This is a genomic window from Ignavibacteria bacterium (assembly GCA_013177855.1).
Lineage (GTDB): Bacteria > Bacteroidota > Ignavibacteria > Ch128b > Ch128b > Ch128b.
This window is the reverse complement of record JABLYA010000002.1, coordinates 52,771-77,367: the sequence shown is the minus strand read 5'-3', so window position 1 is coordinate 77,367 and position 24,597 is coordinate 52,771. Positions and strand designations below refer to the sequence as shown.

Genomic DNA, 24,597 nt, shown 5'->3' with positions numbered 1-24,597 from the left:
CCAATTTTTTTTATACAACTTTAATATGTAGTTCTTTCAGTTGTTCTGGTTTAACAGGAGATGGAGCATTATCCATTAAAGAAATTCCATTTGAAGTTTTTGGAAATGCGATCACATCTCGAATAGATTTTTCACCTGCAAAGAGCATTACCATTCTATCGAAACCAAATGCAATTCCGCCGTGTGGTGGAGCTCCATATTTAAATGCATTCAATAAGAATCCAAATTTTTCTTCTGCTTCTTCTTTTGAAATTCCAAGTGCTTCAAACATTCGCGATTGAACTTCAGGGGTATTAATTCTGATACTTCCGCCGGCAATTTCATTACCATTTAGGACAAGATCGTAAGCTTTAGCTTTTACTTTCAATGGTTCTGTTAGCATTAAATCTACATCTTCATCCTTTGGTGAAGTAAATGGATGATGCATTGCAACAAGTCGTTTTTCTTCCTCGCTGTATTCAAATAGAGGGAAATCAGTTACCCATAAAATTTTTGGTTCTGTATTTTCTTTGATTAAATCCATTCTTCGAGCCATTTCGAGTCTAAGTGCGCCCATGATAGTCAAAGCTTTTTTCCACTCACCAGCTTGGATAAGAATTAAATCTCCAGTTTCAGCATTCATCTTCTCTATCAAATTTTTCTGTTCTGTTTCAGAAAAGAATTTTAATGTAGGAGATTCAAGTCCATTTTCAGTAACTCTGATCCAGATTAATCCGCCGGAGCCGAGTTTTTTTACAAAGTCAGTTAATACATCAAGTTGATTGCGTGTATAATTGCCGCATCCTTTTGCATTTAATCCCGATACAATTCCACCCTTCTTTATAGCGTCTGCAAAAAGTCTAAATTCACTCTTTTCAAAAACTGAATTGAGGTTAACGAGCTTAAGGTCAAATCTTAAATCTGGTTTGTCGGAACCATAAGTTTCCATTGCATCGTTGTAAGTCAATCTGAGAAAAGGAGTCTGGATATCAATATTTAAAGTTTCTTTATAAAGTCTTTTCATTAATCCTTCAACAATTTGAAAAACATCTTCTTCATCGACAAAAGACATTTCGACATCAATTTGTGTGAATTCGTACTGACGATCGGCTCTTAAATCTTCATCACGAAAACATCTTACGATCTGAAAGTAACGGTCGAAACCCGCGACCATTAAAATTTGTTTGTATGTCTGAGGTGATTGAGGCAAAGCGTAAAAGTGTCCTTTGTGTAATCTGCTCGGTACTAAAAAATCTCTTGCACCTTCAGGAGTTGATTTCATTAAGAATGGTGTTTCAATTTCAAGAAAATTATTTTCATCAAAATACTTTCTTGTGATTTGATACATTTTGTGTCTGAGAATTAAATTTTTTTGCATTCTTCTTCTTCTTAAATCGAGATATCGATAGCGCAGCCGGATTTCTTCATTTGTGTCAATTTCATCTTCAATTGGGAAAGGTGGGGTTTGAGCTTTATTGAGAATTGTAACTTCATCTATCATAACATCAATTAAACCAGTTTCTAAATTTGGATTTTCAGTTCCTTCCGGTCGTCTTCTGACTTTTCCAGTTACAGAGATTACCCATTCGCTTCTTAAATCTTTTGCGTCTTCATGTGCCTGCGCATTATAATTTGGTTCAAATACGATTTGAGTAATTCCATAACGATCTCTTAAATCAATAAAAATCACACCACCTAAGTCTCTTCGGCTGTCTATCCAGCCATTTAAAGTTACAATTTGACCTATGTGTGATTCTCTAAGTTCTCCACAGGTATGAGTTCTTTTTTTGAATTTCATTTTAAGTCCTTTAGTTCGTTATACATCTAATCTGGAGTTAAAATTAATGTATTTGTTATGCTAAATTGAAAATAAAGCTAAAAAAAAGCATTTCTATTTGCAAGAATAAATTTTTGATTCAAATCTAAAATATTTTTGTCTATCAATTCATAAATGATCTATGTTCAAAATGTTGTCAAAATGAGAAAAGGTTTTAAATGTTTTTCACATTCGAAACTTTCAGGGTCGTAATTTTTCTAACTTTTTAATTTCACCGAGTGCAACTCGGGGCTGTTCATATTCAGCTCATTCGGAGTTATAGAAAAACAATGAATATAGAATATTTTTTGATTGAAAATTTGTTAGAAAAATATCTTACGAAACAATTAAAAATTAAATCCAGAATGGATGAAATTATTATAGACAAAAACAATTGCACAAAAAGAAAAAATCCTGAAGGGATGATATTATCTCAAAATAATGGATTTTATAGAATTACAAATTGATTTATTTTTATCGTTGATCCTAAAAATGTCACTCCTTCGGAGTTTTAATTTTTTTATGTGCAAATTTAATTCTATAATAATTTCACCACTTTGTGGTTATGGGTTGTAGTTTTTCTAACTTTTTAATTTCCCCAAGTGCAACTCGGGGCTGTTCATATTCAACTCTTTCGGGGTTGAGATTTTTTAGTTTAGTTTATTCGGTGAGAAATTTGAATAAATTCTTTCATTCTGTGTCCACTACTTAATTTGGACTATTCGTGACCAGCTCATTTTAAGTTGTAAGTTCATCAGAGAGTACTTAACAACATTTTGAAGGAATAACTTTTTATTAGTACCTAAAATGTAATTAAGCGTTATTTCCCAATTAAAGGATTGAACTTTTAAAATGTAAGTCTGTATTAAGTTTTGTCGAATTAAAATCGTGGAGTAATTTGGAAATTAAAAAATTAGCTCACCGCTGAAGAATATTGGATTTGTAGAACATCGGTGAGCTAATAAAATAATTAACCCCAAAGGGATGTTTTAAATTTTATCTATACTGTCTTATGAATTCAATTCTATCTTTCAACTGTTCAGCTGGAATAAGTAATTTATCTTTTCCAAAAATTGCATCTTCATATTTTGTGAAAACGAGTTCGTAATCTTTGCTCATTACAATTGCTTCTTCTGGACAAACTTCCTCACAGAATCCACAAAAGATGCAACGAAGCATATTTATTTCGAAAAGGTAAGGATATCTTTCTTTTTCATCCGCAGTTTCAGCTGCTTGGACTTGAATAGCAAGTGCCGGACAAACTCTCGAACACAGTCCACAGGCAACGCATCTCTCTTTACCGTTATCCATCACAAGAACCGGTCTTCCACGATACGATGGCGGCTGAACATATTTCTCTTCAGGATATTGACGAGTAAATTTTGGACTGAAGAAATGCTTTAATGTTAAGAGCATCCCTTTTATAATTTCAACAATGTAAATTCTTTCGAAAAAGTTTAAATCTTTTTTTCTTTTCTTTACTGCCATCGTATTCCTCGCTTATATTTTAAAGAAATAAACTAAAATTGCAACCCAGACTAAATTAACAAGTGATAAAGGCAACATTACTTTCCATCCTAAATTCATCAATTGATCGTACCTGAATCTTGGAATTGACCATCTAACCCAGATAAAGAAGAATAACAGCAAACAAACTTTTGCCAGATAAATTCCTACTGATATTAAAGGCAACCATCCTTCAGTTAATGAAGCTGAATCAACGAAAGGCAAATGCCATCCGCCTAAGTATAAAGCAGCAATTAAACAACTGGCAATAATCATATTTGCATATTCAGCTAAAAAGAACATTGCGAATTTCAAACTACTGTATTCTGTATGATAACCACCAACAAGTTCTGGTTCGGCTTCTGGTAAATCGAAAGGTAATCTATTTGTTTCTGCAAATGCAGCCACAACAAAGGTGATAAATCCAATCGGCTGAATAAATGCATTCCACATCCAGCCCTGCTGATGATTTATTATATCATAAATTCTTAAAGATCCTGAAACCATTAAAACGCCAACGACTGAGATTCCCATTGAAAGTTCATAGCTTATCATTTGAGCACTTGAACGAAGTCCGCCAAGCAAAGAATATTTATTATTTGAAGACCAACCGCTCAGTGTAATTCCATAAACTCCAATTGATGTAAAAGCTAAGATGAAAAGAATTCCAACATCAACATCTGCAACAATCAACCTGACTTTTTGTCCAAATAAATTAATGTCTGGTCCAAATGGAATTACAGCATAGGTTGACATTGCAATCGTTAATGAAATTACTGGTGCAAGGGAATGAACAAACTTTGTCGCTGCAAGTGGAACGATATCTTCCTTAAAGACTAATTTTAAAACATCAGCTGGAGATTGAAGTAATCCCCAGGGTCCTACACGATTTGGACCAATTCTATCCTGAATATATGCGCTAATCTTTCTTTCAAAGTAAACAAGATAAGTTACAACAAACAACAAGATTGAAAGTGCGATAGCTATTTTGGCAAGTGGAATTACTATAATCATAACTTAAACCAGAATTTTTTCTTCAATTATTTTTGATGATTGAATTTTATAACCTGTGTCTCCGATTGTTTCATAGTCGAGGTTCGCAAGTTCTCGGACATTTTGAGTAATTTCGATAAATACATCTTCAGAAGTATCATAATCAAATTTTCCACCCATCACATTGGCAATTTGAGAAATAATTTTCCAGGAAGAACGAGCATTTACTTTTCTTCCTCTTGCCCATTTGTCAAACTCAGTTCCAAACTTATCCCATCGACTTTGAGCAAGTCCGTCCAGACTTCTGTCCAAATCGACTGTTGCAACTGCAGGTCTAATTCTTTGAACAAAGCCCTGGAAATTGACAAAGACACCGTTCTTTTCTGCATAAGTTGCAGCTGGAAATAGAATATCAGCTAATTGTGAAGTTTTATTTTCATTAGTTGCAAATACAATTAAGCACTCGAGATTTTGAAAATCATTTTGCAGTTCAGGTTTTATAGCTAAAGGATCATCTTCCACAACAACTAAACATTTAATCGATTTAGAATTAATTTTATCAGAAAGAGTTTCGAGACGCAATCCATTTTTAGCTTCGTCGATTCCAAGCAATTTAAGTCCCGTTGAATTTGGAGTTTTATCTTCACGGATTAAAATATCATCCTGATCGCCTGGTTTGATATGCGGAACGAAAAAGATATTGTTTGTTTTGAGAACCTGTCTTGAGAATTTTAATAAAGCGTAATTATCTTCAAGTGTTGCAAATGGCGAAGCAATCACAGCAATTTCATTTGGTTTAAATCTTTTTAATTCAGAGGTTGTTCGACTAACCGCTTCATCCCAGTTAACGGAAACAAGCTTTCCATTTTTCTTTATAGATGGACCATCTATTCTATCTTTTGCATTAACAAATTTGAAAGTATTAATTCTGCCATAATCACACATCCAATAATCATTTACCTGTTCATTAAATCTTGGTGTGAGTCTTAAAATTTCATTGTTTCGTACCCATATCTCAATATTACATCCGCGTGCACAACCAATACAGATACTCTTGGTTGCTGACATTTCCCAGACACGAGCTTTGAAACGGAAATCAATGTTTGTCAAAGCACCAACTGGACAAATATCAACAACATTAAGTGAGTAAGGATTATCGAATTGCTTGCCAGGAAATGTTTCAATTGTTACTCTGTCACCTCTTTGAACAAATGTGAGTTGATCAGCTTTTGCAATCTCTTTTGAAAATCTAATGCATCTCGAGCAAGAAATACATCTTTCTGCATCGAACATTACATAGGGACCAAGCTTAACTCGCTTAGGTTTATGATTTTTCTCTTCAATAAATCTACTAACACCTGTTCCATGTTCGTATGCATATTCTTGAAGCTTGCATTCACCTGCTTCGTCACAAATTGGACAATCGAGAGGATGATTGATTAAAAGAAATTCCATTACATGTTCACGACCTTTAATTGCCTTTTCTGATTTAGTGTGAACAACCATTCCATCCATTGCTTGAGTTGCGCAGGCAATTACAAGCTTAGGCATTTTTTCCACTTCGACAAGGCACATTCGACAATTCCCCGAAACTGAGAGTTTTGGATGCCAGCAGTAATGGGGAATTTCGACTCCATTTCTTTTAGCAATTTGAATTATTGTTTCACCGGGGTTAAAGTCGTATTGAATTCCGTCAATTGTAATTTTTGGCATTTTCAACCTACTCTTTTTAGTTAAATTTCTTTAAATATTCTTCAAGTGCAATAGAAATAATTTTCAATGATTTTTTCATATCGTCTACATTGAGCATAAAAGCAAGTCTTACTTCATTAGTTCCTTTGCCGGGAGTTGCATAAAATCCTTGAGCTGGAGCTAATAGAACAGTTTCTTTATTGTAATCAAATTCTTCAATTAACCATCGAGCAAAATGTTCTGAGTCTTTAACAGGTAAACCGATGATGATGTAAAATGCACCTTCTGGTTTATAATATGTAACTCCATTTATCTGAGAAAGAGCTTCATAAACAACATCTCTTCTTCTTCGAAATTCTTCAACGATTGGCGCTGTATATGTAAATGGATTTTCAAGCATCGGGATTATAGCGAGCTGTTCAATTGTTGCAACGGATAGTCTTGCCATTCCAAACTTAAAAGCTGATTGAACTACATCTTCATTATGACTTGCAAGCACTCCAATTCTTGCTCCGCACAAATTAAATCGCTTTGATGCACTATCGAGTAAAATTGTTTGTTGACTAATCTCGGGAAAATCCATCACACTAAAAAATTTACCTTCGTAGGCAAATTCACGATAAACTTCATCGCTTAACAAAAATAAATTGTATTTTTTAACAAGATTAACCAATCGTTGTAATTCTTCTTTTGAATAAACTGTACCAGTAGGATTTGAGGGATTGGTAATTAAAATTCCTCTGGTTTTTGGAGTAATGTATTTTTCAATTTCTTCTTCTGTTGGCAGATGAAATCCATTTTGAATTGAAAGTGGAATTGGGACCAGTTTGACATCTACCAGAGTAGCGAAACCATTGTAGTTAGTATAAAATGGTTCAAAAACAATTATTTCTTCGTCAACATCACAAATAGAACACATTGCAAAAATGATCGCTTCGGAACCGCCTTGAGTTACAATTATTTCTTTCTCATCGAATTGAATTCCAACGTGCTCGAAGTATTTTTTCCATGCTTTTATTGTTTGCGGCATTCCATTCGATGGAGCGTAAGCAACGGTTGTTTGAGGAATTTTTAGAAGTTGCTCATAAAAAATTTTATCCGTTGGAAGATCGGGCTGACCAATATTTAAGTGGTAAACTTTGATTCCGTTTTTCTTCCTTTCTTCAGCAATTGATGCAAGCTTCCTTAGCGGAGAAGCCTGCATTGATCGAGCACGATTCGAAATTGAAGGAACAGCTTTATTTCCCATTTCTTCCTCCCGACTTTGGCATAATTTTATAAATTGAATATTCCTCCCACTTCAAAAGTTCTTCAGCAAGATTGAAAATATCCTCTTTTTTGATACGATCAACGAGATTAAAAATTTCTTCGAGAGATTTAACTTCACCATAGTAAAATTCATTCATAGCTAGATGAGTTGATTTTGCTGAAGTATTCTCAAGGGACATTGAAATTCCACCCTTTAGATAATTGCGAGCGATTTCAAGTTCTTCATCTCTAATTCCATTTAAAACAATAGATTGAAATTCTTTTTGAATTAAGTCAATTGTTCTCTGATAATTGTTCAACGATGTACTGAGATAAACTCCAAAAACAGAAGCATCGTAATAATTATTTAAAAAAGAAGTAATGTTATAAGCAAGTGCCTCTTGTTCTCTAATCAATTGGAACAAACGAGAGCTTGTCATTCCACCAAGCAAAGTATTTAGAATTGCAAGGGCTGTCCTCCTTTCATCTTTCGCACCAAATGTTTTGCGAGCAATACAAATATGAACCTGATTAATATCACGATGCTCTTCTATTTCAACTTTTTTATTTATCAATGAAGGTTCAGTTCTCTTGTTGATAGAATTTTGCGGGAGTAAATCTCCAAGTAACTGTTCAGTTTTTTTAACGACTAATTCGTGTGGAACTGGACCAGCCACAGAAACTATTATTTTATCTGCGGAGTAGTTCTGTTTGATAAAATTTTGCGCCAGATCAGAATTAAAAGCAATTATATTTTCTTCTTTTCCAATAACCGGATTAGCGAGTCCATCTCCTTCAAAGAGCTTTTCTTCAATTAAATCAAAAATGACATCATCGGGTGTGTCATTGATAGATGAGATTTCTTCAAGAATGACAGATTTTTCTTTTTCAATTTCATTTTCAGGGAAAATTGGATTTTTTACAAGATCAGCTAAAACTTCAAAAGATTTGGAGAAATGTTCATTCAAAGCTCGGGTGTAAAAACAAGTATGTTCCTTTGTTGTATATGCGTTAATGTATCCACCCAAACTTTCAATGCTTGTTGCAATATCTTTCGCACTTCTTGTTCTGGTTCCTTTAAAAACACAATGCTCGATGAAGTGAGAAAGTCCGTTTAAACTTTTCTCTTCATCTCTTGATCCGACATTTACCCAGATTCCCAGCGTAAATGATTTAATTGAATTAACTTCCTGGGTTAAAACACGAATTCCGTTTTGCAGAATAGTTTTATTGTAGAATTTCAACTTTATATAGTAATTTTCTCAAAAATTTTTACAAATATAGAAACCCTTATTCTGACAAACAATGAAAGAAAATGGGGCAATTTTCGAATTTTTCAGACAAATGATAAGTCTATGCTTAGGGTGAATGTTTTTTAATTAATAAAGCTTTGATTAAACGAAAGATCAATTTGAAAGATGATTTAATGCGGTTGAGGATTATAAAATATTTCAATAATAGTTTATTAAATTTTGTAGCGATTTTCATCTAGGGATTTTTGAGTTCAGAAACTTTTGGCTGATCTATAATGACTAAAATTATTTTGAAACTGGTTTAATTTATTTAATCTTCTTCGGCATCTTTTGTGAAACTAAAACAATATGTAGAACAAAAAATCAATCGAGTTGAATTTATTAGTGAAAAAGATTGTTTTTCAAATTTCATATCCTTATTTAAATTTGAATGAATTATGACAATACCAAATCAACTAACTGTTACAAGAATAATTTTAACGCCGTTATTTGCATTTCTCTTTTTGTCAAGCAACAAAACTCTAAACCAGATTTCACTTTTTGTTTTTTTAATTGCTGCTTTAACAGATTGGTATGATGGATGGCTTGCCAGGAAATACAATTATATTTCTGAACTAGGGAAATTTTTAGATCCACTTGCAGATAAAATACTTACGTCAACAGCATTTTTCTTATTCGTTTACATTGACATATTAAATTTCTGGATGGTTTTGATTATTGTCATCAGAGATTTGCTTGTAACCTTGCTGCGTGTTTATGGCCAGTATAAAAAAAGAGCATTCTCAACGAGTTTTCTTGCAAAATTGAAGACAAGTTTACAGATGATTTTTCTTTACTACTTACTTTTTGTTTACATAGGGCTCGAAAAAGATTTATTTACATTCATAGATAAAAACTGGGCAAGGGTTCTATTAAATGATAAGCTCATTAATTACTCTATTTTATTTATAACTGCTTTAACGGTTTACACAGGCATTGAATATCTTTACACAAACAGATTTACAATCAAGGAGATTTTCAAGTGAGCGAAAAATTAACTTTTAAAGATCGAATAAAATTATTTTTTGCAACCGGATTTTTTACTGGTTACTTTCCTTTTGCTTCGGGTACAGTTGGTTCATTCCTGGCAATTTTATTTTATCTATTCATTCCTGGATTTGATGAACCATACTTACTGGTTCCATTAATACTTCTTTTTTTAGTTATAGGAATTTACACTTCCGATTTTGCTGAAAAAGTTTATGGCATTGATCCGCCTCAGGTTGTGATTGATGAGATTGTAGGTATGTGGTTCACAATGCTTTTTGTTCCGAAAACATTTCTTTTAGCAGCAATTGGATTTGTTCTTTTTAGAATTTTCGACATAATTAAACCATGCCCCGCAAGACAAAGTCAGGATATAAAAGGCGGATTGGGAATTATGCTTGATGATCTTATTGCTGGATTTTATTCACTTATAATTTTACATCTAATACTTTTAATTTTTCCGGAGGTGAAAAATTTATGAACAAGGTATCAATTATATCAATTGGAGATGAGTTATTAATTGGGCAGACAATCAATACCAACGCGGCTTACATCGGAGAAAAATTGACTTCAATTGGTTATGAAGTAATTAGAAATTTTACAGTTGGTGATAATAAAGAAGATATAATACAAACTTTGAGCGATGCAGAATTAATTTCTGATTTTATTTTTATCACCGGCGGACTTGGTCCAACGCACGATGATATTACACGAACCTGTATAATTGAATATTTCAAAACAGACTTAGTCTTTGATGAACAAACATTTGAACGAATAAAAAAACTTTTTGAAAGAAGAAAAATACAAATGCCTGAGATTAATCGTGAACAGGCAATGGTTCCAAGAATTGCAAGAGTAATTCCGAATGACTACGGAACCGCACCAGGTTATGATATCACGAAAGATGGGAAGCGATTTTTTGTGATGCCTGGAGTTCCTTATGAAATGCGAGGAATGATGGAAAATACAATTCTGCCTGATTTGAAAAAGTACATTCAATCAAAAAATATCTTCTATAATCAAAAAATTCTTTACACAACTGGTATCCCTGAATCTGCTCTTTATTCGAGACTTGAAGATTTAAATCCTCTTTTCAATGAAGTGAAAGTTGCATTTCTTCCGAGTCAATTTGGTGTGAAAATTCGTCTTTCAATGAGAAGTAATAACGAACAGCTCAATCTTGAAAAGATAAAAAGTCTGGAAGAGAAAATAAGAGAAAGGGTTGGTGAATTTATTTACACTGATGAAGATTTAAGTCTTGAAGAAGTAATTGGAAAAATTCTTACTGAAAAGAAATTAAAAATTGCAGTTGCTGAATCTTGCACGGGTGGATTGATTTGCAACAGAATTACGAACATTCCTGGTAGCAGCAATTATTTTGAAAGAGGAGTTGTGAGTTATTCAAATGAAGCCAAAATTCAAATACTTGGTGTTAATCCAGAAACAATTAAAAACTTTGGGGCTGTAAGTGAACAAACTGCAATTGAAATGGCTCGCGGTGTAAGAAAAATTTCAAATGCAGATATTGGTATTTCAACAACAGGAATAATGGGACCAACTGGCGCAACAGAAACAAAACCAGTTGGACTGGTTTACATTGGTTATTCAGATGGTGAAAAAGAATTTGCAAAGCAATTTAATTTTGCCGACAACAGAGTAAGAAACAAAGAACGAACATCTCAAGCTGCTCTTGATATTCTGCGGCGCGCTTTAATGGGAATGATCTGAATTAGCATATTTGCTCATTCTCAAAAATGATTTTTTGATCAAAATAAAATTTACCTTACAGAAGATTTAAAATTCAAATAAAGCTCTAACTAAAAAGTCACAACTAAAATTATTTTTTAAAATAAAAAATGGAACTGCCAGATTAGGCTCTGACAGTTCCATTAAAAAATCAGGAGCTTTTTGATTAAAGATTTTTCAATTCGTGAACTAATTTATTAACTGCCTCTTTTGCATCACCAAAGTACATCAATGCGTTAGGATAGAAGAATAGTTCGTTCTCAATTCCAGCATATCCAACATTCAACGATCTCTTGTTAATAACTACAGTTTTTGCATAGTCGACATTCAAAATTGGCATCCCATAAATTGGAGAATTTTTATCGTGACGGGCAGCTGGATTAACGACATCATTTGCTCCGATTACAAATGCAATATCTGTATTCGGGAAATCGTCATTAATATCTTCCATCGCATAAAGTTTATCATAAGGAACTTGAGCTTCTGCAAGCAGAACATTCATATGGCCTGGCATTCTTCCAGCAACAGGATGAATTGCAAATCTTACATTTTTACCTTTTGATTCAAGAATATTAAACAAATCTCGAACAGCATGTTGAGCTTGAGCAACCGCCATTCCATATCCGGGAACGATAATTATGTTTTCTGCAGCATCAAAAAGCATTGCAAGTTCTTCAGCTTCGATGGATTTAACATTACCTTTAATTGTTTGTGTTGCTGGGCCAGATGAACCTGCACTTTCCCATCCACCAAGAACAACATTCATTAAAGAGCGATTCATTCCTTTGCACATAATATTTGTTAAAATAATTCCAGATGCACCAACTAATGCCCCAGCCACGATCAATTGCTCATTCTGAAGAACAAAGCCAGTTGATGCGGCAGCTAATCCTGAGTAAGAATTTAAGAGCGAAATTGCCACAGGCATATCCGCACCACCAATTGGAAGAACAAGCAAAACTCCAAGTACAAGTGAAATTCCACTAACTGATAAAATCACCCATTCAAGTTGAGGATTAATGGTGAAGTAAACACCACCAGCAAGTACCAGAATTAATAAAAATAAATTTAATGGATGTTGACCGGGATATTTAACAACTTTACCCGTCACTATTCCCTGCAACTTACCAAAAGCGATGAGTGAACCTGTGAAAGTTACAGCACCTATTAAAATACTCAGAGCGATTGTAGCAGTTAATTCAGTATTGAAACTTGCATTCTTAACAGTACCGAGATGAACCTTGTAATACTCAGAAAGGGCAACTAACATCGATGCACCGCCGCCAAATCCATTTAGCAATCCAACCATCTGAGGCATTCCCGTCATCGGTACTTTAATAGCCATTATAGCTCCAAGTACCGAACCCACGACCAATCCAATTATTATCCATTCAAAAGTTAAAACATGCTTATCGAATAAAGTTACCACAATAGCAATAAGCATTCCGATTGCAGATAAAAAATTCCCTTGCCTTGCTGTTTTTGGAGAAGCCAGATATTTTATACCGAAGATAAATAAAGTTGAAGCAACCAGATAAGAAATTTTAATTAATGTATCCATATATCAGCTCACTTTTTTTTGAACATTTTCAACATTCTATCAGTTACTAAATATCCACCCACAACATTGATTGTTGCAAAGATCACGGCAATTAAACCAAGGATTGTGCTTATCGTAAATTGCTCAAGTCCTGCACTAATCAACGCACCAACAATCGTAATTCCAGAAATTGCATTTGAACCAGACATCAATGGAGTATGAAGAGTGGGCGGTACTTTGGTGATTAATTCAAATCCCACAAACATTGCAAGGACAAAGACATATATTAACATTAAGAGACTTCCATCCATAGTTTTATCCTTTCATTTAGTTATTTAATAATTCTTTCGTTCTTTCGTGGACTACCTGACCATCTTTTACAATTGTTGATTTGCCAATTATCTCATCTTCCATATTATGATTGAAGTTGCCTTCTTTCGATGCATAATTAATCAAGTTGAAAAGATTTCTTGCATACATTTCACTTGCGTGATATGGGACGAGACTTGGAAGATTTGGTTCGCCAATAATAGTCACACCATATTTTTTGACAACTTTTCCTTTTTCGCTTATTTCAACATTACCTCCAAATCCAACTGCCATATCAAGTACAACCGAACCAGGCTTCATATTTTTGATCATTTGTTCTGTAATTAATAACGGAGCTCTTTTTCCAGGAACAAGGGCTGTTGTGATAACTATATCAGCTTCAGAAACATGTTTTGCAATTAATTCCTGCTGTCTTCTTAAAAATTCTGGTGAAGCCTCTTTTGCATATCCACCTTCATCTTGCATTGATTCATCAGTTTCAACTTCAATGAACTTCCCGCCAAGACTTTGAACTTCTTCTTTGACAGCTGGTCTGATATCAGAAACCCATACATTAGCGCCCAATCTTTTTGCTGTACCGAGTGCTTGAAGACCAGCAACTCCGGCTCCCATAATCACAACTTTAGCAGGTGAAATTGTTCCAGCAGCTGTCATGAGTAATGGGAAAATTTTGTGAAGATGATTTGCAGCAAGAATAACAGCTTTGTAACCAGCTAAATTAGCCTGAGAACTTAAAGCATCCATTGGTTGGGCAAGAGTTGTTCGTGGAATTGCATCCATCGAGATGACATTAATACCAAGCTCTGCTGCCTTCTTTGCAAGTTCGGGATAATGAAGCGAATACATAAATGTAATCAGTAGTGAACCTGGTTTCATCAATTCTAATTCATTCTTACCATACTGCGGATGTTCTACGGGTCTCTGGACTTTTAAAACGATGTCCGATTTAGAATAAAGTTCTTTTAAATCATCTAAGACTTTAACACCGACTTTTTCATATTCTTCATTCGTGAAGCCAGCGTTAAGTCCTGCATTGGTTTCGATTAAGACATCAAATCCTTTTTTAATCAATTTACCGGCAACATCTGGAACCATCGCTACGCGATTTTCGCCGGGATAAATTTCTTTTGGAATGCCTATAATCACTTTAATCTCCTTATTTAATTTTTCAAATTTAATTATAAGAGGCTTTTTTTACTAAGTGAGGACTTAAAGGATTAATGAGATTTTTATTGGATTTAAAATAAAGTTGATAGATGGAAGAATGATTTTAGATCTAACTTCTTTTATTAAATCTTTTTTGATAATCCTTTGTTGAGGCGATATCAGGAAATTCTTTCTCAAATTGTGATTGCTTTTCTTTATCGAGTCTGAAACTTTCTTCTAAATATCTAAATGCATCGTTAGTCTGATTCAGCAAAATTAATATCTTCGCTTTTTGGTAATATGGCTCAGTGACGTAGGGACAATAAGATATACAGTCATCATAATATTTTAATGCAAATTGAATATTGCCGAGTTCGTAATAAGTACTGGCCACATTCAAATAAGGTTCGGGATCGTATGGATCAAGTTCAATTGCTTTTAGATAATTTATAATTGCTTCGCTTAAATTACCGAGAGAATATTCGAGATCACCTTTTGCAATCCATCCAGCTTTATCATCAGGGCTAATTTCAATCGCTTTATCGAAATCATTAATAGCCAGTTGAGTTTTCCCAAGTTCGTTGTAACAATAACCTCTTGCGATGTACGAATTTGTGTTTTGAGGATTTATATCGATTGATTTTGTATATGCATTCAGAGCTTTATAAAGATCACCCAACTCCTCATAACTAACTCCCAGATTATACCAGGCTGAATAATCATCAGGATCAAGTTCAAGTGTTCTTCTATAACATTCAATTGCTTCTTTGTGATTGCCCAATGAAGCATAAGTGTATCCTAAATTAAAGTGAGCTGAAGAAAATTCTTCATTAATAGCGATTGCGAATTTGAAACTTTCAATCGCATTGTTCCATTCTTTCTTCTCTGAATAAGCAACTCCAAGGTTGTAATAAATTAAATGATTGTATGGTTCAATTTCTAAAATTCTCTGATAAGTTTTAATTGCATCGTCATAGTACTCGTAAAGTTCATAGCAGTAAGCGAGCTCGCTTAATAACTCAATATTTTCAGGATCGTTTTCAATCATTTCGTTCAAAACCTGAACAGCTTTATCGAAATCATTATCCTCATAAAAATAAACTAATTGCATTTTTACATCTGAATTATCGGGAGCAAGTTGAACAGCCTGTTCAAGATAATATAATTCTTGGTCTGGAATAGAAAGTTTTTCGTAAATAGAAGCTAAATTCAAAATTGTTTCGATGTCGGTCGGATTTAATGAATATGCTTTTTTAAGTGATTCTTCAGCTTCTTCAAAATCACCAAGATAAGAATGGAATATTCCTTTTTTTTGCCAGATTTCTGCATCATAATTTGAAAATTTCAAATAGGCTTCGGTAAGTTCAAGCCCAATCTCAAATTCACCGAGTTCAAGGGCAAGACCGATATAATCTTCCAGTGAATCTAAATCATATACGACAGGATTGGATTTAACAGACCTGTAGAACTCGTTCAGGGACGCTAAATCCTCTTGATATTCACTATCATCAAATTCTTCAGAGTCACCGTCGAAATCATCAAAAAAATTGTCGTCAAAATTATCTTTCATATCTTCTTGTTTTTTTCTTTTGTGAAACTAATTAAACAAATGAATTAATTCAAGTTAATGTTTGTGAGAAAAATTTTTAGCTAATTGAAAAAGCAAATCACAATCAATTCACAAATATTCAATCTAAATTTATTGCGTTTACTCCTTTAATTGCTTTCGGTTTCTTCCCACAACATTACTACTTATCAAATTCGTATCGGAAGCAATGAAATTATAAAAATTAATTTTCTTAAAAAGAAATAACTCGCTAGGAAAAGAAAACTAAATCGTTATTTCAGTTCAGAAACTTTTTTCAATTTATCGAAGAACTCAGATTTTTCATATTTGGAGAAATCAAGTTTTTCAATTTCTTCTTCATCGATTTTTTCAGGTAAATATTTTTTCAGAAGAAGCAGTTCATTTTTTGAAAAAGTCACTGAATTAAGAACATAATCTTCAAATGCTTCATAAGCTATCGGAACTACAGCTTTTACAATTTCAGCCATTTTCTCAGCATAAACTCTAATTTCATATTGTGCGTGTTTATCCATTCTAAGTTTCAGGAAGTGAAACAGATTGTGTAAATCTATTTTCCAATACCATTGAGTGTAAAGAGACAAAGGAAGATTTATCCTTGCAAGTTCACGAGCAATGTTATATTCAAGCATTTCTTGATAGCCATTAAAAGCTGATCTCTGTTCTTGAAGCAAAATTTCCAGAACTCTCTTTCGAATTTCAGGAGGAACTTCTTCGCTATCTCTTCCCTGTTTATTTAATGTACTTTGATATTTAATAACTGACTCTTCAGGGACATAAAATTCTTCTGGCATTATGGAATATCTTCCAGAGTATTCATTCACATTTGCAGTTCGGTGTCTGATCCATTGTCTTGCAACAAAAATTGGAAGTTTGATGTGAAATTTTAATTCAACCATTTCAAAAGGTGTTGTATGTTGATGTCTCATCAAATAACGAATTAAAGTTCGATCTTCACTGACTGTTTTGGTACCTTTACCGTAGCTTACTCTTGCTGCTTGAACAATTGATTCATCTCCACCCATATAATCAACAAGACGAACAAAGCCATGATTTAAAACTTTAAATTCTTTATCAAGCAATTCTTCAGCTTTTGGATTAATCACTCGAGCCATTTTTTATTCCTCTTTTACTTTTCTACAAACAAATCTTACAACTGAACCTTCACCTTCATGAAGTTTTCCCTCATGGAGTAAGACTACTTTTTGCTCTGAAATAATTATTTCAAATCGATAACCATCAAATGGTTTCTTAAATTCTTTCTCTAGTTCTTCTTTTGTATAAAGTAATTCAGGCAAACTTGGTCCGCCGGAATTATAATTCAATTGATCGACTGAAAATACTTCCATAAAAAATAATCCATCCGGGATTAAAGCATCTTTGATTTTTGAGTACAGATTTTTTCTTTCATCCTTAGTCAAGTGTAAAAAAATTAAAACGATCGTTCCCCACTTTTCTTTACCGAAATCAAATTCGTTTACATCGGATAAAATGGTTTTTAAATCCACGTTTTTTTCTTCTGCTAATTTTTTTGCTTTTCGAAGTCCCATTTCAGCATAATCAAGAGAAGAGACATCGAGACCTCTGGTGGCTAAATAGACTCCATTTCTTCCCTCACCATCGCCCAACATTAAAACAGGATTCTTAAATAAAGATGGATTAAGTTCATAAAACTCTTTCAAAAAAATATTTGGCTCTTTACCATATACATATTCTTCGCTCGAAAATCTTTCGTTCCATTTATCCTGCATTTATTCCTCCACTTATTTCAGATCTTGTTTGATTTAATGAGAAATTGATAAAATTTTATACGGGTTAAAAAAATTTTTACCGAGACAAATATCTCAAAATCTGTAATTCAAACCTAAAATGAGGTTTATTCCATCTACATTAATTTTTGTATAAAAAGTTTTCTCGAAGAGCTGAACATTGCTGCCATTGATTGTAGTTTGTGTCTCGGGAAAAGTGTTTTTGAATTCAAGTTCAGGGTCACGAAACTTCATTTCAATTTTTAAACTTAAGTCATGAATTAAATTTATATCCGCCCCAACATTAACAAGAATTCCATAATCAAGTCTGGAAATTCTGCTTTCAGATTTAAGATTGAAGATTTTTCTTTCATACTTACCGTAATAGACTCCGAAACCTGCGCCCATATAAGCTTTATACCAATCTCGACTGAACGGGAAAATATAATAAGCAATTATCTCAATTGGATACAAGTAAAAACTTTCCTCAACCTGAAGTGTTCTTGGTAAATTATCTACCAACGCTCGTACAGAATACAATAATTCTGATGCTTTCAAATATTCACCGCTTAAACCTGCATAAACATAATTATTCCAGACATTTGCCTTTAATTCAAATGAATAACTTAAAAATCCATCGAAGGTATAATAAAGATTTCTTAAATCTGGATCAGAAGCGCGTGGGGTCAAATAGACCTTTGCTCCAGTGATGTAATTTAAATTAAAGCTAACATCAAATAGGTTTTGATGATAGACAAAATAATCAGCTTCTTGACCGGATGTATTTTTGATCGAGATGAATGTAATCAAAAGGATTAAAAATGCTTTCATCAATTTCAAGATAAATGAAGGAAATTATTTTTAAAACTACAATACTATAGAAGGAAGCAACTTGTCAACAAATTTTGAAAAGAATACTAAATCAGAGAGACATCTAATGCATTTTATAAGAAAGATTGAGAATAAACATAATCAAGATAATATCCCACTAATTTGAGATATTCGATTAGTATTACTCGTTTCTAAATATTTTCCAATCTATTTATCTTATATTTAGAAAATTATGTATAACAATTCAGGAATGATCATATATGAAAATTTTGACTGATAAAATTGAAATCAACACTCGTGGAAATACTGACATAATAGACATAACTACAAAAGTTCAAGAAGTAATTACGAAAAGCGGACTAAAAGAAGGGAATGTTCTCGTTTTCGCTGTCGGTTCAACAGCAGGAATTACAACAATTGAATACGAACCTGGATTATTAAAAGACTTACCCGAACTTTTTGAAAAACTAATTCCTTCCAATCGTCCTTATCATCACGATAAAACATGGGGAGATGGGAATGGCTATGCTCATTTAAGAGCCTCTATGCTTGGTGCTTCAATTCAAATTCCGTTTTCAAAGGGACATTTATTACTTGGAACCTGGCAGCAAATAATTTTTGTTGACTTTGATAATCGTGCAAGACAGAGAAGAATAATCGTTCAAATTATTGGAGAATAAAAATGAAAAAAATTATTTCAGTCGTTCTATCATTGGTACTTTTATTTTTAATTGTTCAAGAAATTTTTGGTTGGGGAAGTGTTGGTCACAGCATAATCAATCGAAATTCGACCAAACATTTTCCATCGTCTATGGTAGGTTATGCCAGCTGGTCAGAATTTTTGGCTCAACACGCATCTGATGCTGATTACCGTAAGAGCTCCGACCCAACTGAAGGAAATAAACATTTTATCGACATAGATAATTATCAGGAATTTCTATCAGGTAATTTCCCTTATTCAATTGATACTTTGATTAATCGTTATGGCTGGGATTATGTGTGGCAGCAAGGAATTTTGCCATGGGCGACAAAAACAACAGTTGATTCTTTAACTGCAGCATTACAAAGAAAAGATTGGGACAGAGCAAAATTAATTGCCGCTGATTTAGGTCACTATGTTGCAGATGGACATCAACCGCTTCATATCACGCGGAATTATGATGGACAATACACGGGTCAGAGAGGAATACATTCGAGATATGAAACTCAAATGATTAACCGATATCAGAGTGAAATTACAATCTCTACGGAAGGTATAACTTATGTTCAGGATCCACTCGATTTTATTTTTAATTATCTTTTTGAATCATATTCATATCTCGATGATTTATTGAGAGCTGATAGTATTGCAAAATCAATTGCTGGGAATACAAACAGTGAAACTTATTATTCAACTTTATGGAATTACTCACAGGATTTTACAAAATATCTCTTTCAGAAAGCCAGCGTCCGACTTGCTTCATTAATTTATACAGCCTGGATCAATGCTGGAAGTCCAGAACTTCCTCAAACATTAGTTGAAGAATTAAGTTTGATACCATCGAAATTTACTTTGTATCAGAATTATCCCAATCCCTTTAATTATTCAACACAAATTCGATTTTTTGTTCCAAAAGATTTTGTTGGTAAAATTTTGACATTTAAAGTTACTGATACACTCGGAAGAGAAATTACATCGATTAAGAATCAGATTAATTCTGATGGCTATCATCAAATAGAGTTTGATGGGAATTATCATAAGTTGAGTTCAGGCACTTACATTTATACAATTACAATTGGTGATTACTCTGAATCCAAAAAGATGGAGTATATTAAATGAAATCAAAATTATTTTTTGTTCTGATTTTTGCATTAACGTTTACAGTCAGTGCTTTTTCTCAAGTGCTTCAATGGACGCCGTACTTTGCAACAAGAAATGATGTAATCACAATTGATTATGATGTGACAAAAGGGAATGGTGCACTAATTGGTGTTTTTCCAATTTATGTTCATACTGGTGTGATTACCAACCTGAGTCGTCATCCAAATGATTGGAGATATGTAAAGACAACCTGGGGTTCACCAGCAAATCAACCACCAATTCAATATATCGGAAATAATATCTGGAGAATCACAATCAATATTCCGCAGTATTATGGAGTGCCTGATTCTGAAGATATTTTGAAACTTGCGTTTGTTTTTCGAAATGCTGATGGAAGCAAAGTTGGTCGTGATGCAGATGGAAGTGATATATTTCTTCCGCTTTATAAACCAGGTTTAAATGTTCGTTTCTTAAGTCCGATTGAAAAGGGAACTATAATTAATACAGCTCAGAATTTTACAATCACGGCAGTTTCCGCAAGTTCTGTAAATCTTAAACTTTACTTAAATGATTCTTTAATTGCTCAGACGGATACTAATTATTTAAGTCGAACGATGATGTTCTTCAATTATGGCAGATATAATTTGAGAGCTGTTGCAATTGACAGTTTAGGAAATACAAAAGTTGATTCAAATTACTTTATCGTAAGATCTCCTGTTCAAACAGTTGCACTTCCACCTGGAATTCAGGACGGAGTGAATGTAATTGATAGTAATTCTGTAATTCTTTGTCTCTATGCACCATTTAAAAATTATGTTTATGTGATTGGAGATTTCACAAACTGGGAAGTTGACCCCAACTATTATATGAAAAGGACTCCCGATGGAAATCGATACTGGATCCAGATAGATAACTTAAATCCAAATGAGGAATATGCTTATCAGTATTTTATAGATGGGAAATTGAAAGTAGCTGATCCGTTTACAGAAAAAGTTTTAGATCCTTGGAATGATCAGTACATCCCGCCATCGGTTTATCCTAATTTAAAACCTTATCCATTTGGAAAAACAACTCATCTCGTTTCGGTTTTTCAAATAAATCAACCTCAATACAGCTGGCAAATGCCATCAATTCAAAAACCGCAGAAGACTGATCTTGTTGTTTATGAATTGCTTTTGAGAGATTTTCTTGCCTCTCACGATTATAAAACTTTAGCAGATACGTTAAACTACTTAAAACAACTTGGTGTTAATGCAATTGAATTAATGCCAATTAATGAGTTTGAAGGAAACGAAAGCTGGGGTTACAACACAACATTTTATTTTGCAATGGATAAATATTACGGCACTAAAAACGACTTAAAAGCTTTTATCGATAAAGCTCATCAAATGGGATTTGCCGTTATTCTTGATGTTGTGTTCAATCACAATTTTGGTCAGTCATCTTTAGTTAGAATGTGGTGGGATGAAACCAATCAAAGACCAGCAGCAAATAGTCCTTACTTTAATCCTATTGCTAAGCATCCTTACAATGTAGGTTATGATTTTAATCACGAAAGTCTAGCAACAAAAGAGCTTGTAACTCGTGCATTAAAATTTTATTTGCAAGAATATAAAGTTGATGGATTTAGATTTGATCTTTCAAAAGGATTTACTCAAACAAATTCTGGGAATGATGTTGGTCTATGGGGACAATATGATCAATCGAGAATTAACATCTTAAAGCAATATGCTGATTCAATCTGGAAGTATGATTCAACAGCTTATGTAATTTTAGAACATTTCGCTGTTGACTCAGAAGAGCAAGTTTTGACTAATTACGGAATGCTAAGCTGGGGCAATATGAACTATAATTACAACGAAGCAACAATGGGCTGGCACGATGGAGGTAAATCGGATTTTACAAGAGTTTCTTATAAAGCTCGTGGATTTTCAAAACCACATCTTGTCGGTTATATGGAAAGTCACGACGAAGAAAGATTAATGTATAAAAATTTGATGTATGGGAATTCGAGCGGGACTTATAACATTAAGAGTCTTCCGACTGCACTTGAAAGAATCAAGCTTGCTGGTGCGTTCTTCTTTACTGTTCCAGGCCCAAAAATGATCTGGCAGTTTGGTGAACTTGGTTATGACTATTCTATTGAATACAACGGAAGAACAGGTCCAAAACCAATTCGCTGGGGTTATTTTCTCGATGCAAATCGGAATAAACTTTACAAAACTTTTGCAACTTTGATTAATCTGAAGAAAAACTATGATGTTTTTAGAACAACAAACTTTACGACTGACTTCAGCGGTGCAGTTAAAAGATTGTGGCTCAATCACGATTCAATGAATGTTGCAATTGTTGGAAATTTTGATGTTGTTCAAAGATCGGTTACTCCAAACTTTCAAAACACAGGCTGGTGGTATAATTACTTTTATGGTGACAGCATCAACGTAACCAATACTCAAATGACCATAACTCTTCAACCTGGTGAATTCAGAATTTATACTACTAAAAAATTACCTGCACCAGAACCGGGACTTTTAACATCTGTCGAATGGACTGATGAAATTCTCCCACAGAAATTTGAGCTTTATCAAAATTATCCGAATCCATTCAATCCAGTTACCCACATTATTTATGATTTACCAATTGATACAAAAGTTCAACTAAAAGTTTATGATATTCTTGGCAGAGAAGTCCGAACACTGGTTGATGAATTTCAGAAAGCAGGAGTTCACCAGAAAACTTTTGATGCGTCTGGACTTACGAGCGGAATTTATGTTTATCGAATTGTGACTGATAACTTTGTGAAAGAAAGGAAGATGATCTTGTTAAAGTGATTGAAAGTGTAAATTTTGAAAAAAGCTCTTTCAATTTCTGCAAATAAATTTCTTAAGGCTGGATTTTTCCAGCCTATAAAATTTTTAGAGGATAAAATAAACATTATTAAAATGGTATGACTTCAAGGGAAAGAGTTCTTCTTGCAATGAATTTTGAATATCCCGATCGAGTTCCTGTAATGTGTCAGATGAGTATCGGGCATATGCTTCAGCAATTGAAAGACATTTCTCCTGTAGATTTCTGGTTTGATGCTGAAACTTTTGCAAATGGACTTATTTACTTGAGAGAGCTTTATCAATTTGATGGAATTCTGGTAAGTCTGCATGGACACTTCAAAACTTGGAAAGAGATTTATAATCAAAGAGAAATAAAAGAAGATAGAGAAATTGTTTATCTCGATGATAGAAAGCTAATTTTTACAAATGAAGATTTACCATTCCCGGAATTTTACGGTGAAAGAAAATATCCCTCGATTGATGAGATAGAAGTTTCATCTCTACCAAAAGAAATTGATTACATACCTGTCTCTGGTGGATTACACTTTAAAATTGATCTGAACAATAAATTTGAAATTTTTGATTTGATCTATCAGAGAGTTGGAGATGAGTTTTCAATTCATGGAGAAGTCACTTCGCCGTTTGATTATTTACTTGATCTTCTGGGATATGAAAATGCTTTAATGTCTCTCATAGAAAATCCGGATAAATGCAAACAAATTCTTCAACATTACACGGACGGAATTTCAAAACTTGCTTTTGAGATGTGTGATAAGCCAATAGATGCAATAAAAATTTCTTCACCATTTGCAGGAGCTGGATTTATTTCACCAGAATTTTACAAAGAGTTTGTTCTGCCTTATGAATCACAAATAATTTCTGCAATTAAGTCAAAAGGTAAATTTGCTTATCTTCACACTTGCGGCGCAATTAATGATAGACTTGATTTGATGATTGAATCGGGCACATCAGGAATTGAATGTCTGGATCCTAAACCACTTGGTGATGTTGATTTAATCGATGCAAAAAGAAGATTAGGGACAAAAGTCTTCATCAAAGGAAATATAGATTCCGTAAATACTTTGCTTTTTGGAAAACCGAGGAAGATTATTGTAGATGTTTCAGAAATAATTTTGACGGGGAAAGTTAACGGCGGTTTTATACTCAGTACAGCATGTTCAATTGCTCCAAAAGTCCCAGCTGAAAATATTAAGTTACTGAAAGGTCTCGCAGAGGAATTTGGGAAATATTACAGAACAACTTTTTAGATTTTTCCAAATATCTCTTTGCCCCGAAAAATTTTTGTTTTAATATTCATCTTCAAGCTGTTTGTTAAAATACATATTGAGCGCCGATTGAGTTACAAAGACTCCTGCCTCATTCCCGTGATAACGCTAATTATAATTTCGGATTACTATAAAATCGGATTGCCATAAATGGCAATCCTGTGCAAACAAATCATCATAAATGATGATGCAGGGAATTAAAATATTTAATTAAGGTTTATAATGACTATAATTCAGAAAAGA

The 24,597-nt window shown here is 33.5% G+C and carries 21 protein-coding genes; 8 read left to right on the top strand and 13 right to left on the bottom strand.

Annotated features, from left to right (window positions below; genetic code table 11):
- Positions 1-10: 10 nt before the first annotated feature.
- Positions 11-1,777: an aspartate--tRNA ligase gene (gene aspS / locus HPY57_11420; GenBank protein ID NPV12388.1), complete on the bottom strand. Its 1,767-nt coding sequence runs from the start codon at positions 1,775-1,777 to the stop codon at positions 11-13.
- Positions 1,778-2,085: 308 nt separating this feature from the next.
- Here aspS and HPY57_11415 point away from each other — a divergent pair, with 308 nt between their 5' ends.
- Positions 2,086-2,262 (top strand): hypothetical protein, encoded by a 177-nt coding sequence (locus HPY57_11415; protein NPV12387.1) that lies wholly within the window; start codon positions 2,086-2,088, stop codon positions 2,260-2,262.
- Between the two features lie 529 nt (positions 2,263-2,791).
- On the opposite strand, the gene nuoI is transcribed toward HPY57_11415, so the two are convergent.
- Genes nuoI through HPY57_11390 form a run of 5 tightly spaced genes read right to left on the bottom strand, consistent with a single transcriptional unit; the run spans position 2,792 to position 8,478 of the window.
- Entirely contained in the window at positions 2,792-3,283 is a 492-nt protein-coding gene (nuoI, locus tag HPY57_11410; GenBank protein NPV12386.1) for an NADH-quinone oxidoreductase subunit NuoI, read from the bottom strand.
- 12 nt (positions 3,284-3,295) lie between these two features.
- The gene (gene nuoH, locus HPY57_11405) at positions 3,296-4,315 is read right to left on the bottom strand and encodes an NADH-quinone oxidoreductase subunit NuoH (protein NPV12385.1); all 1,020 of its coding nucleotides are present in this window, start codon (positions 4,313-4,315) and stop codon (positions 3,296-3,298) included.
- 3 nt (positions 4,316-4,318) lie between these two features.
- A complete protein-coding gene (locus HPY57_11400; protein ID NPV12384.1) occupies positions 4,319-6,007 on the bottom strand; it encodes a molybdopterin-dependent oxidoreductase in 1,689 nt (562 codons plus the stop codon).
- A 16-nt stretch (positions 6,008-6,023) separates the two neighbouring features.
- The gene (locus tag HPY57_11395) at positions 6,024-7,235 is read right to left on the bottom strand and encodes a pyridoxal phosphate-dependent aminotransferase (GenBank protein NPV12383.1); all 1,212 of its coding nucleotides are present in this window, start codon (positions 7,233-7,235) and stop codon (positions 6,024-6,026) included.
- On the bottom strand, positions 7,225-8,478 hold the full coding sequence (locus HPY57_11390) for an insulinase family protein (GenBank protein ID NPV12382.1): 1,254 nt from the start codon (positions 8,476-8,478) through the stop codon (positions 7,225-7,227). The genes HPY57_11395 and HPY57_11390 overlap by 11 nt, the downstream gene beginning before the upstream one ends.
- 446 nt (positions 8,479-8,924) lie before the next feature.
- Here HPY57_11390 and pgsA point away from each other — a divergent pair, with 446 nt between their 5' ends.
- The 3 genes from pgsA to HPY57_11375 are packed head-to-tail and all read left to right on the top strand — an operon-like array spanning position 8,925 to position 11,241.
- Positions 8,925-9,512, top strand: coding sequence for a CDP-diacylglycerol--glycerol-3-phosphate 3-phosphatidyltransferase (gene pgsA, locus HPY57_11385; protein ID NPV12381.1), 588 nt, complete (start codon positions 8,925-8,927; stop codon positions 9,510-9,512).
- 26 nt (positions 9,513-9,538) lie between these two features.
- On the top strand, positions 9,539-9,994 hold the full coding sequence (locus HPY57_11380; protein NPV12380.1) for a phosphatidylglycerophosphatase A: 456 nt from the start codon (positions 9,539-9,541) through the stop codon (positions 9,992-9,994).
- Positions 9,991-11,241, top strand: coding sequence for a competence/damage-inducible protein A (locus HPY57_11375; protein NPV12379.1), 1,251 nt, complete (start codon positions 9,991-9,993; stop codon positions 11,239-11,241). The genes HPY57_11380 and HPY57_11375 overlap by 4 nt, the downstream gene beginning before the upstream one ends.
- A 184-nt stretch (positions 11,242-11,425) precedes the next feature.
- Here HPY57_11375 and HPY57_11370 read toward each other — a convergent pair whose 3' ends face one another.
- The 7 genes from HPY57_11370 to HPY57_11340 form a co-directional block, all read right to left on the bottom strand.
- The gene (locus HPY57_11370; GenBank protein NPV12378.1) at positions 11,426-12,820 is read right to left on the bottom strand and encodes an NAD(P)(+) transhydrogenase (Re/Si-specific) subunit beta; all 1,395 of its coding nucleotides are present in this window, start codon (positions 12,818-12,820) and stop codon (positions 11,426-11,428) included.
- An 8-nt stretch (positions 12,821-12,828) separates the two neighbouring features.
- A complete protein-coding gene (locus HPY57_11365; GenBank protein ID NPV12377.1) occupies positions 12,829-13,110 on the bottom strand; it encodes an NAD(P) transhydrogenase subunit alpha in 282 nt (93 codons plus the stop codon).
- A gap of 16 nt (positions 13,111-13,126) precedes the next feature.
- Positions 13,127-14,275, bottom strand: coding sequence for a Re/Si-specific NAD(P)(+) transhydrogenase subunit alpha (locus HPY57_11360; protein ID NPV12376.1), 1,149 nt, complete (start codon positions 14,273-14,275; stop codon positions 13,127-13,129).
- Positions 14,276-14,405: 130 nt separating this feature from the next.
- Complete coding sequence (locus HPY57_11355; protein ID NPV12375.1) at positions 14,406-15,845, bottom strand: tetratricopeptide repeat protein; 1,440 nt, start codon at positions 15,843-15,845, stop codon at positions 14,406-14,408.
- A 269-nt stretch (positions 15,846-16,114) separates the two neighbouring features.
- Positions 16,115-16,975, bottom strand: coding sequence for an FAD-dependent thymidylate synthase (locus HPY57_11350; protein ID NPV12374.1), 861 nt, complete (start codon positions 16,973-16,975; stop codon positions 16,115-16,117).
- 3 nt (positions 16,976-16,978) lie between these two features.
- Complete coding sequence (locus tag HPY57_11345) at positions 16,979-17,611, bottom strand: class I SAM-dependent methyltransferase (protein NPV12373.1); 633 nt, start codon at positions 17,609-17,611, stop codon at positions 16,979-16,981.
- A gap of 93 nt (positions 17,612-17,704) precedes the next feature.
- Positions 17,705-18,439, bottom strand: coding sequence for a hypothetical protein (locus tag HPY57_11340; protein NPV12372.1), 735 nt, complete (start codon positions 18,437-18,439; stop codon positions 17,705-17,707).
- 260 nt (positions 18,440-18,699) lie between these two features.
- On the opposite strand from HPY57_11340, the gene HPY57_11335 reads away from it, so the two are divergent.
- The 4 genes from HPY57_11335 to HPY57_11320 all read left to right on the top strand — a co-directional run bounded on the left by HPY57_11335 (position 18,700) and on the right by HPY57_11320 (position 24,336).
- Entirely contained in the window at positions 18,700-19,119 is a 420-nt protein-coding gene (locus HPY57_11335; GenBank protein ID NPV12371.1) for a YjbQ family protein, read from the top strand.
- Between the two features lie 2 nt (positions 19,120-19,121).
- Complete coding sequence (locus HPY57_11330) at positions 19,122-20,258, top strand: T9SS type A sorting domain-containing protein (protein ID NPV12370.1); 1,137 nt, start codon at positions 19,122-19,124, stop codon at positions 20,256-20,258.
- The gene (locus tag HPY57_11325) at positions 20,255-23,071 is read left to right on the top strand and encodes a T9SS type A sorting domain-containing protein (protein NPV12369.1); all 2,817 of its coding nucleotides are present in this window, start codon (positions 20,255-20,257) and stop codon (positions 23,069-23,071) included. The genes HPY57_11330 and HPY57_11325 overlap by 4 nt, the downstream gene beginning before the upstream one ends.
- Positions 23,072-23,187: 116 nt before the next feature.
- Positions 23,188-24,336, top strand: coding sequence for a hypothetical protein (locus HPY57_11320; GenBank protein ID NPV12368.1), 1,149 nt, complete (start codon positions 23,188-23,190; stop codon positions 24,334-24,336).
- Positions 24,337-24,597: the final 261 nt, after the last annotated feature.

Bases quoted from the DNA above. Each gene is read 5' to 3' on its own strand.
- nuoH (NPV12385.1), bottom strand. From the start codon at position 4,315: ATGATTATAGTAATTCCACTTGCCAAAATAGCTATCGCACTTTCAATC.
- HPY57_11365 (NPV12377.1), bottom strand. From the start codon at position 13,110: ATGGATGGAAGTCTCTTAATGTTAATATATGTCTTTGTCCTTGCAATG.
- HPY57_11395 (NPV12383.1), bottom strand. From the start codon at position 7,235: ATGGGAAATAAAGCTGTTCCTTCAATTTCGAATCGTGCTCGATCAATG.
- HPY57_11350 (NPV12374.1), bottom strand. From the start codon at position 16,975: ATGGCTCGAGTGATTAATCCAAAAGCTGAAGAATTGCTTGATAAAGAA.
- HPY57_11415 (NPV12387.1), top strand. From the start codon at position 2,086: ATGAATATAGAATATTTTTTGATTGAAAATTTGTTAGAAAAATATCTT.
- HPY57_11330 (NPV12370.1), top strand. From the start codon at position 19,122: ATGAAAAAAATTATTTCAGTCGTTCTATCATTGGTACTTTTATTTTTA.
- HPY57_11370 (NPV12378.1), bottom strand. From the start codon at position 12,820: ATGGATACATTAATTAAAATTTCTTATCTGGTTGCTTCAACTTTATTT.
- HPY57_11320 (NPV12368.1), top strand. From the start codon at position 23,188: ATGACTTCAAGGGAAAGAGTTCTTCTTGCAATGAATTTTGAATATCCC.
- HPY57_11325 (NPV12369.1), top strand. From the start codon at position 20,255: ATGAAATCAAAATTATTTTTTGTTCTGATTTTTGCATTAACGTTTACA.
- HPY57_11345 (NPV12373.1), bottom strand. From the start codon at position 17,611: ATGCAGGATAAATGGAACGAAAGATTTTCGAGCGAAGAATATGTATAT.
- aspS (NPV12388.1), bottom strand. From the start codon at position 1,777: ATGAAATTCAAAAAAAGAACTCATACCTGTGGAGAACTTAGAGAATCA.
- HPY57_11400 (NPV12384.1), bottom strand. From the start codon at position 6,007: ATGCCAAAAATTACAATTGACGGAATTCAATACGACTTTAACCCCGGT.
- HPY57_11375 (NPV12379.1), top strand. From the start codon at position 9,991: ATGAACAAGGTATCAATTATATCAATTGGAGATGAGTTATTAATTGGG.
- nuoI (NPV12386.1), bottom strand. From the start codon at position 3,283: ATGGCAGTAAAGAAAAGAAAAAAAGATTTAAACTTTTTCGAAAGAATT.
- pgsA (NPV12381.1), top strand. From the start codon at position 8,925: ATGACAATACCAAATCAACTAACTGTTACAAGAATAATTTTAACGCCG.
- HPY57_11355 (NPV12375.1), bottom strand. From the start codon at position 15,845: ATGAAAGATAATTTTGACGACAATTTTTTTGATGATTTCGACGGTGAC.
- HPY57_11340 (NPV12372.1), bottom strand. From the start codon at position 18,439: ATGAAAGCATTTTTAATCCTTTTGATTACATTCATCTCGATCAAAAAT.
- HPY57_11335 (NPV12371.1), top strand. From the start codon at position 18,700: ATGAAAATTTTGACTGATAAAATTGAAATCAACACTCGTGGAAATACT.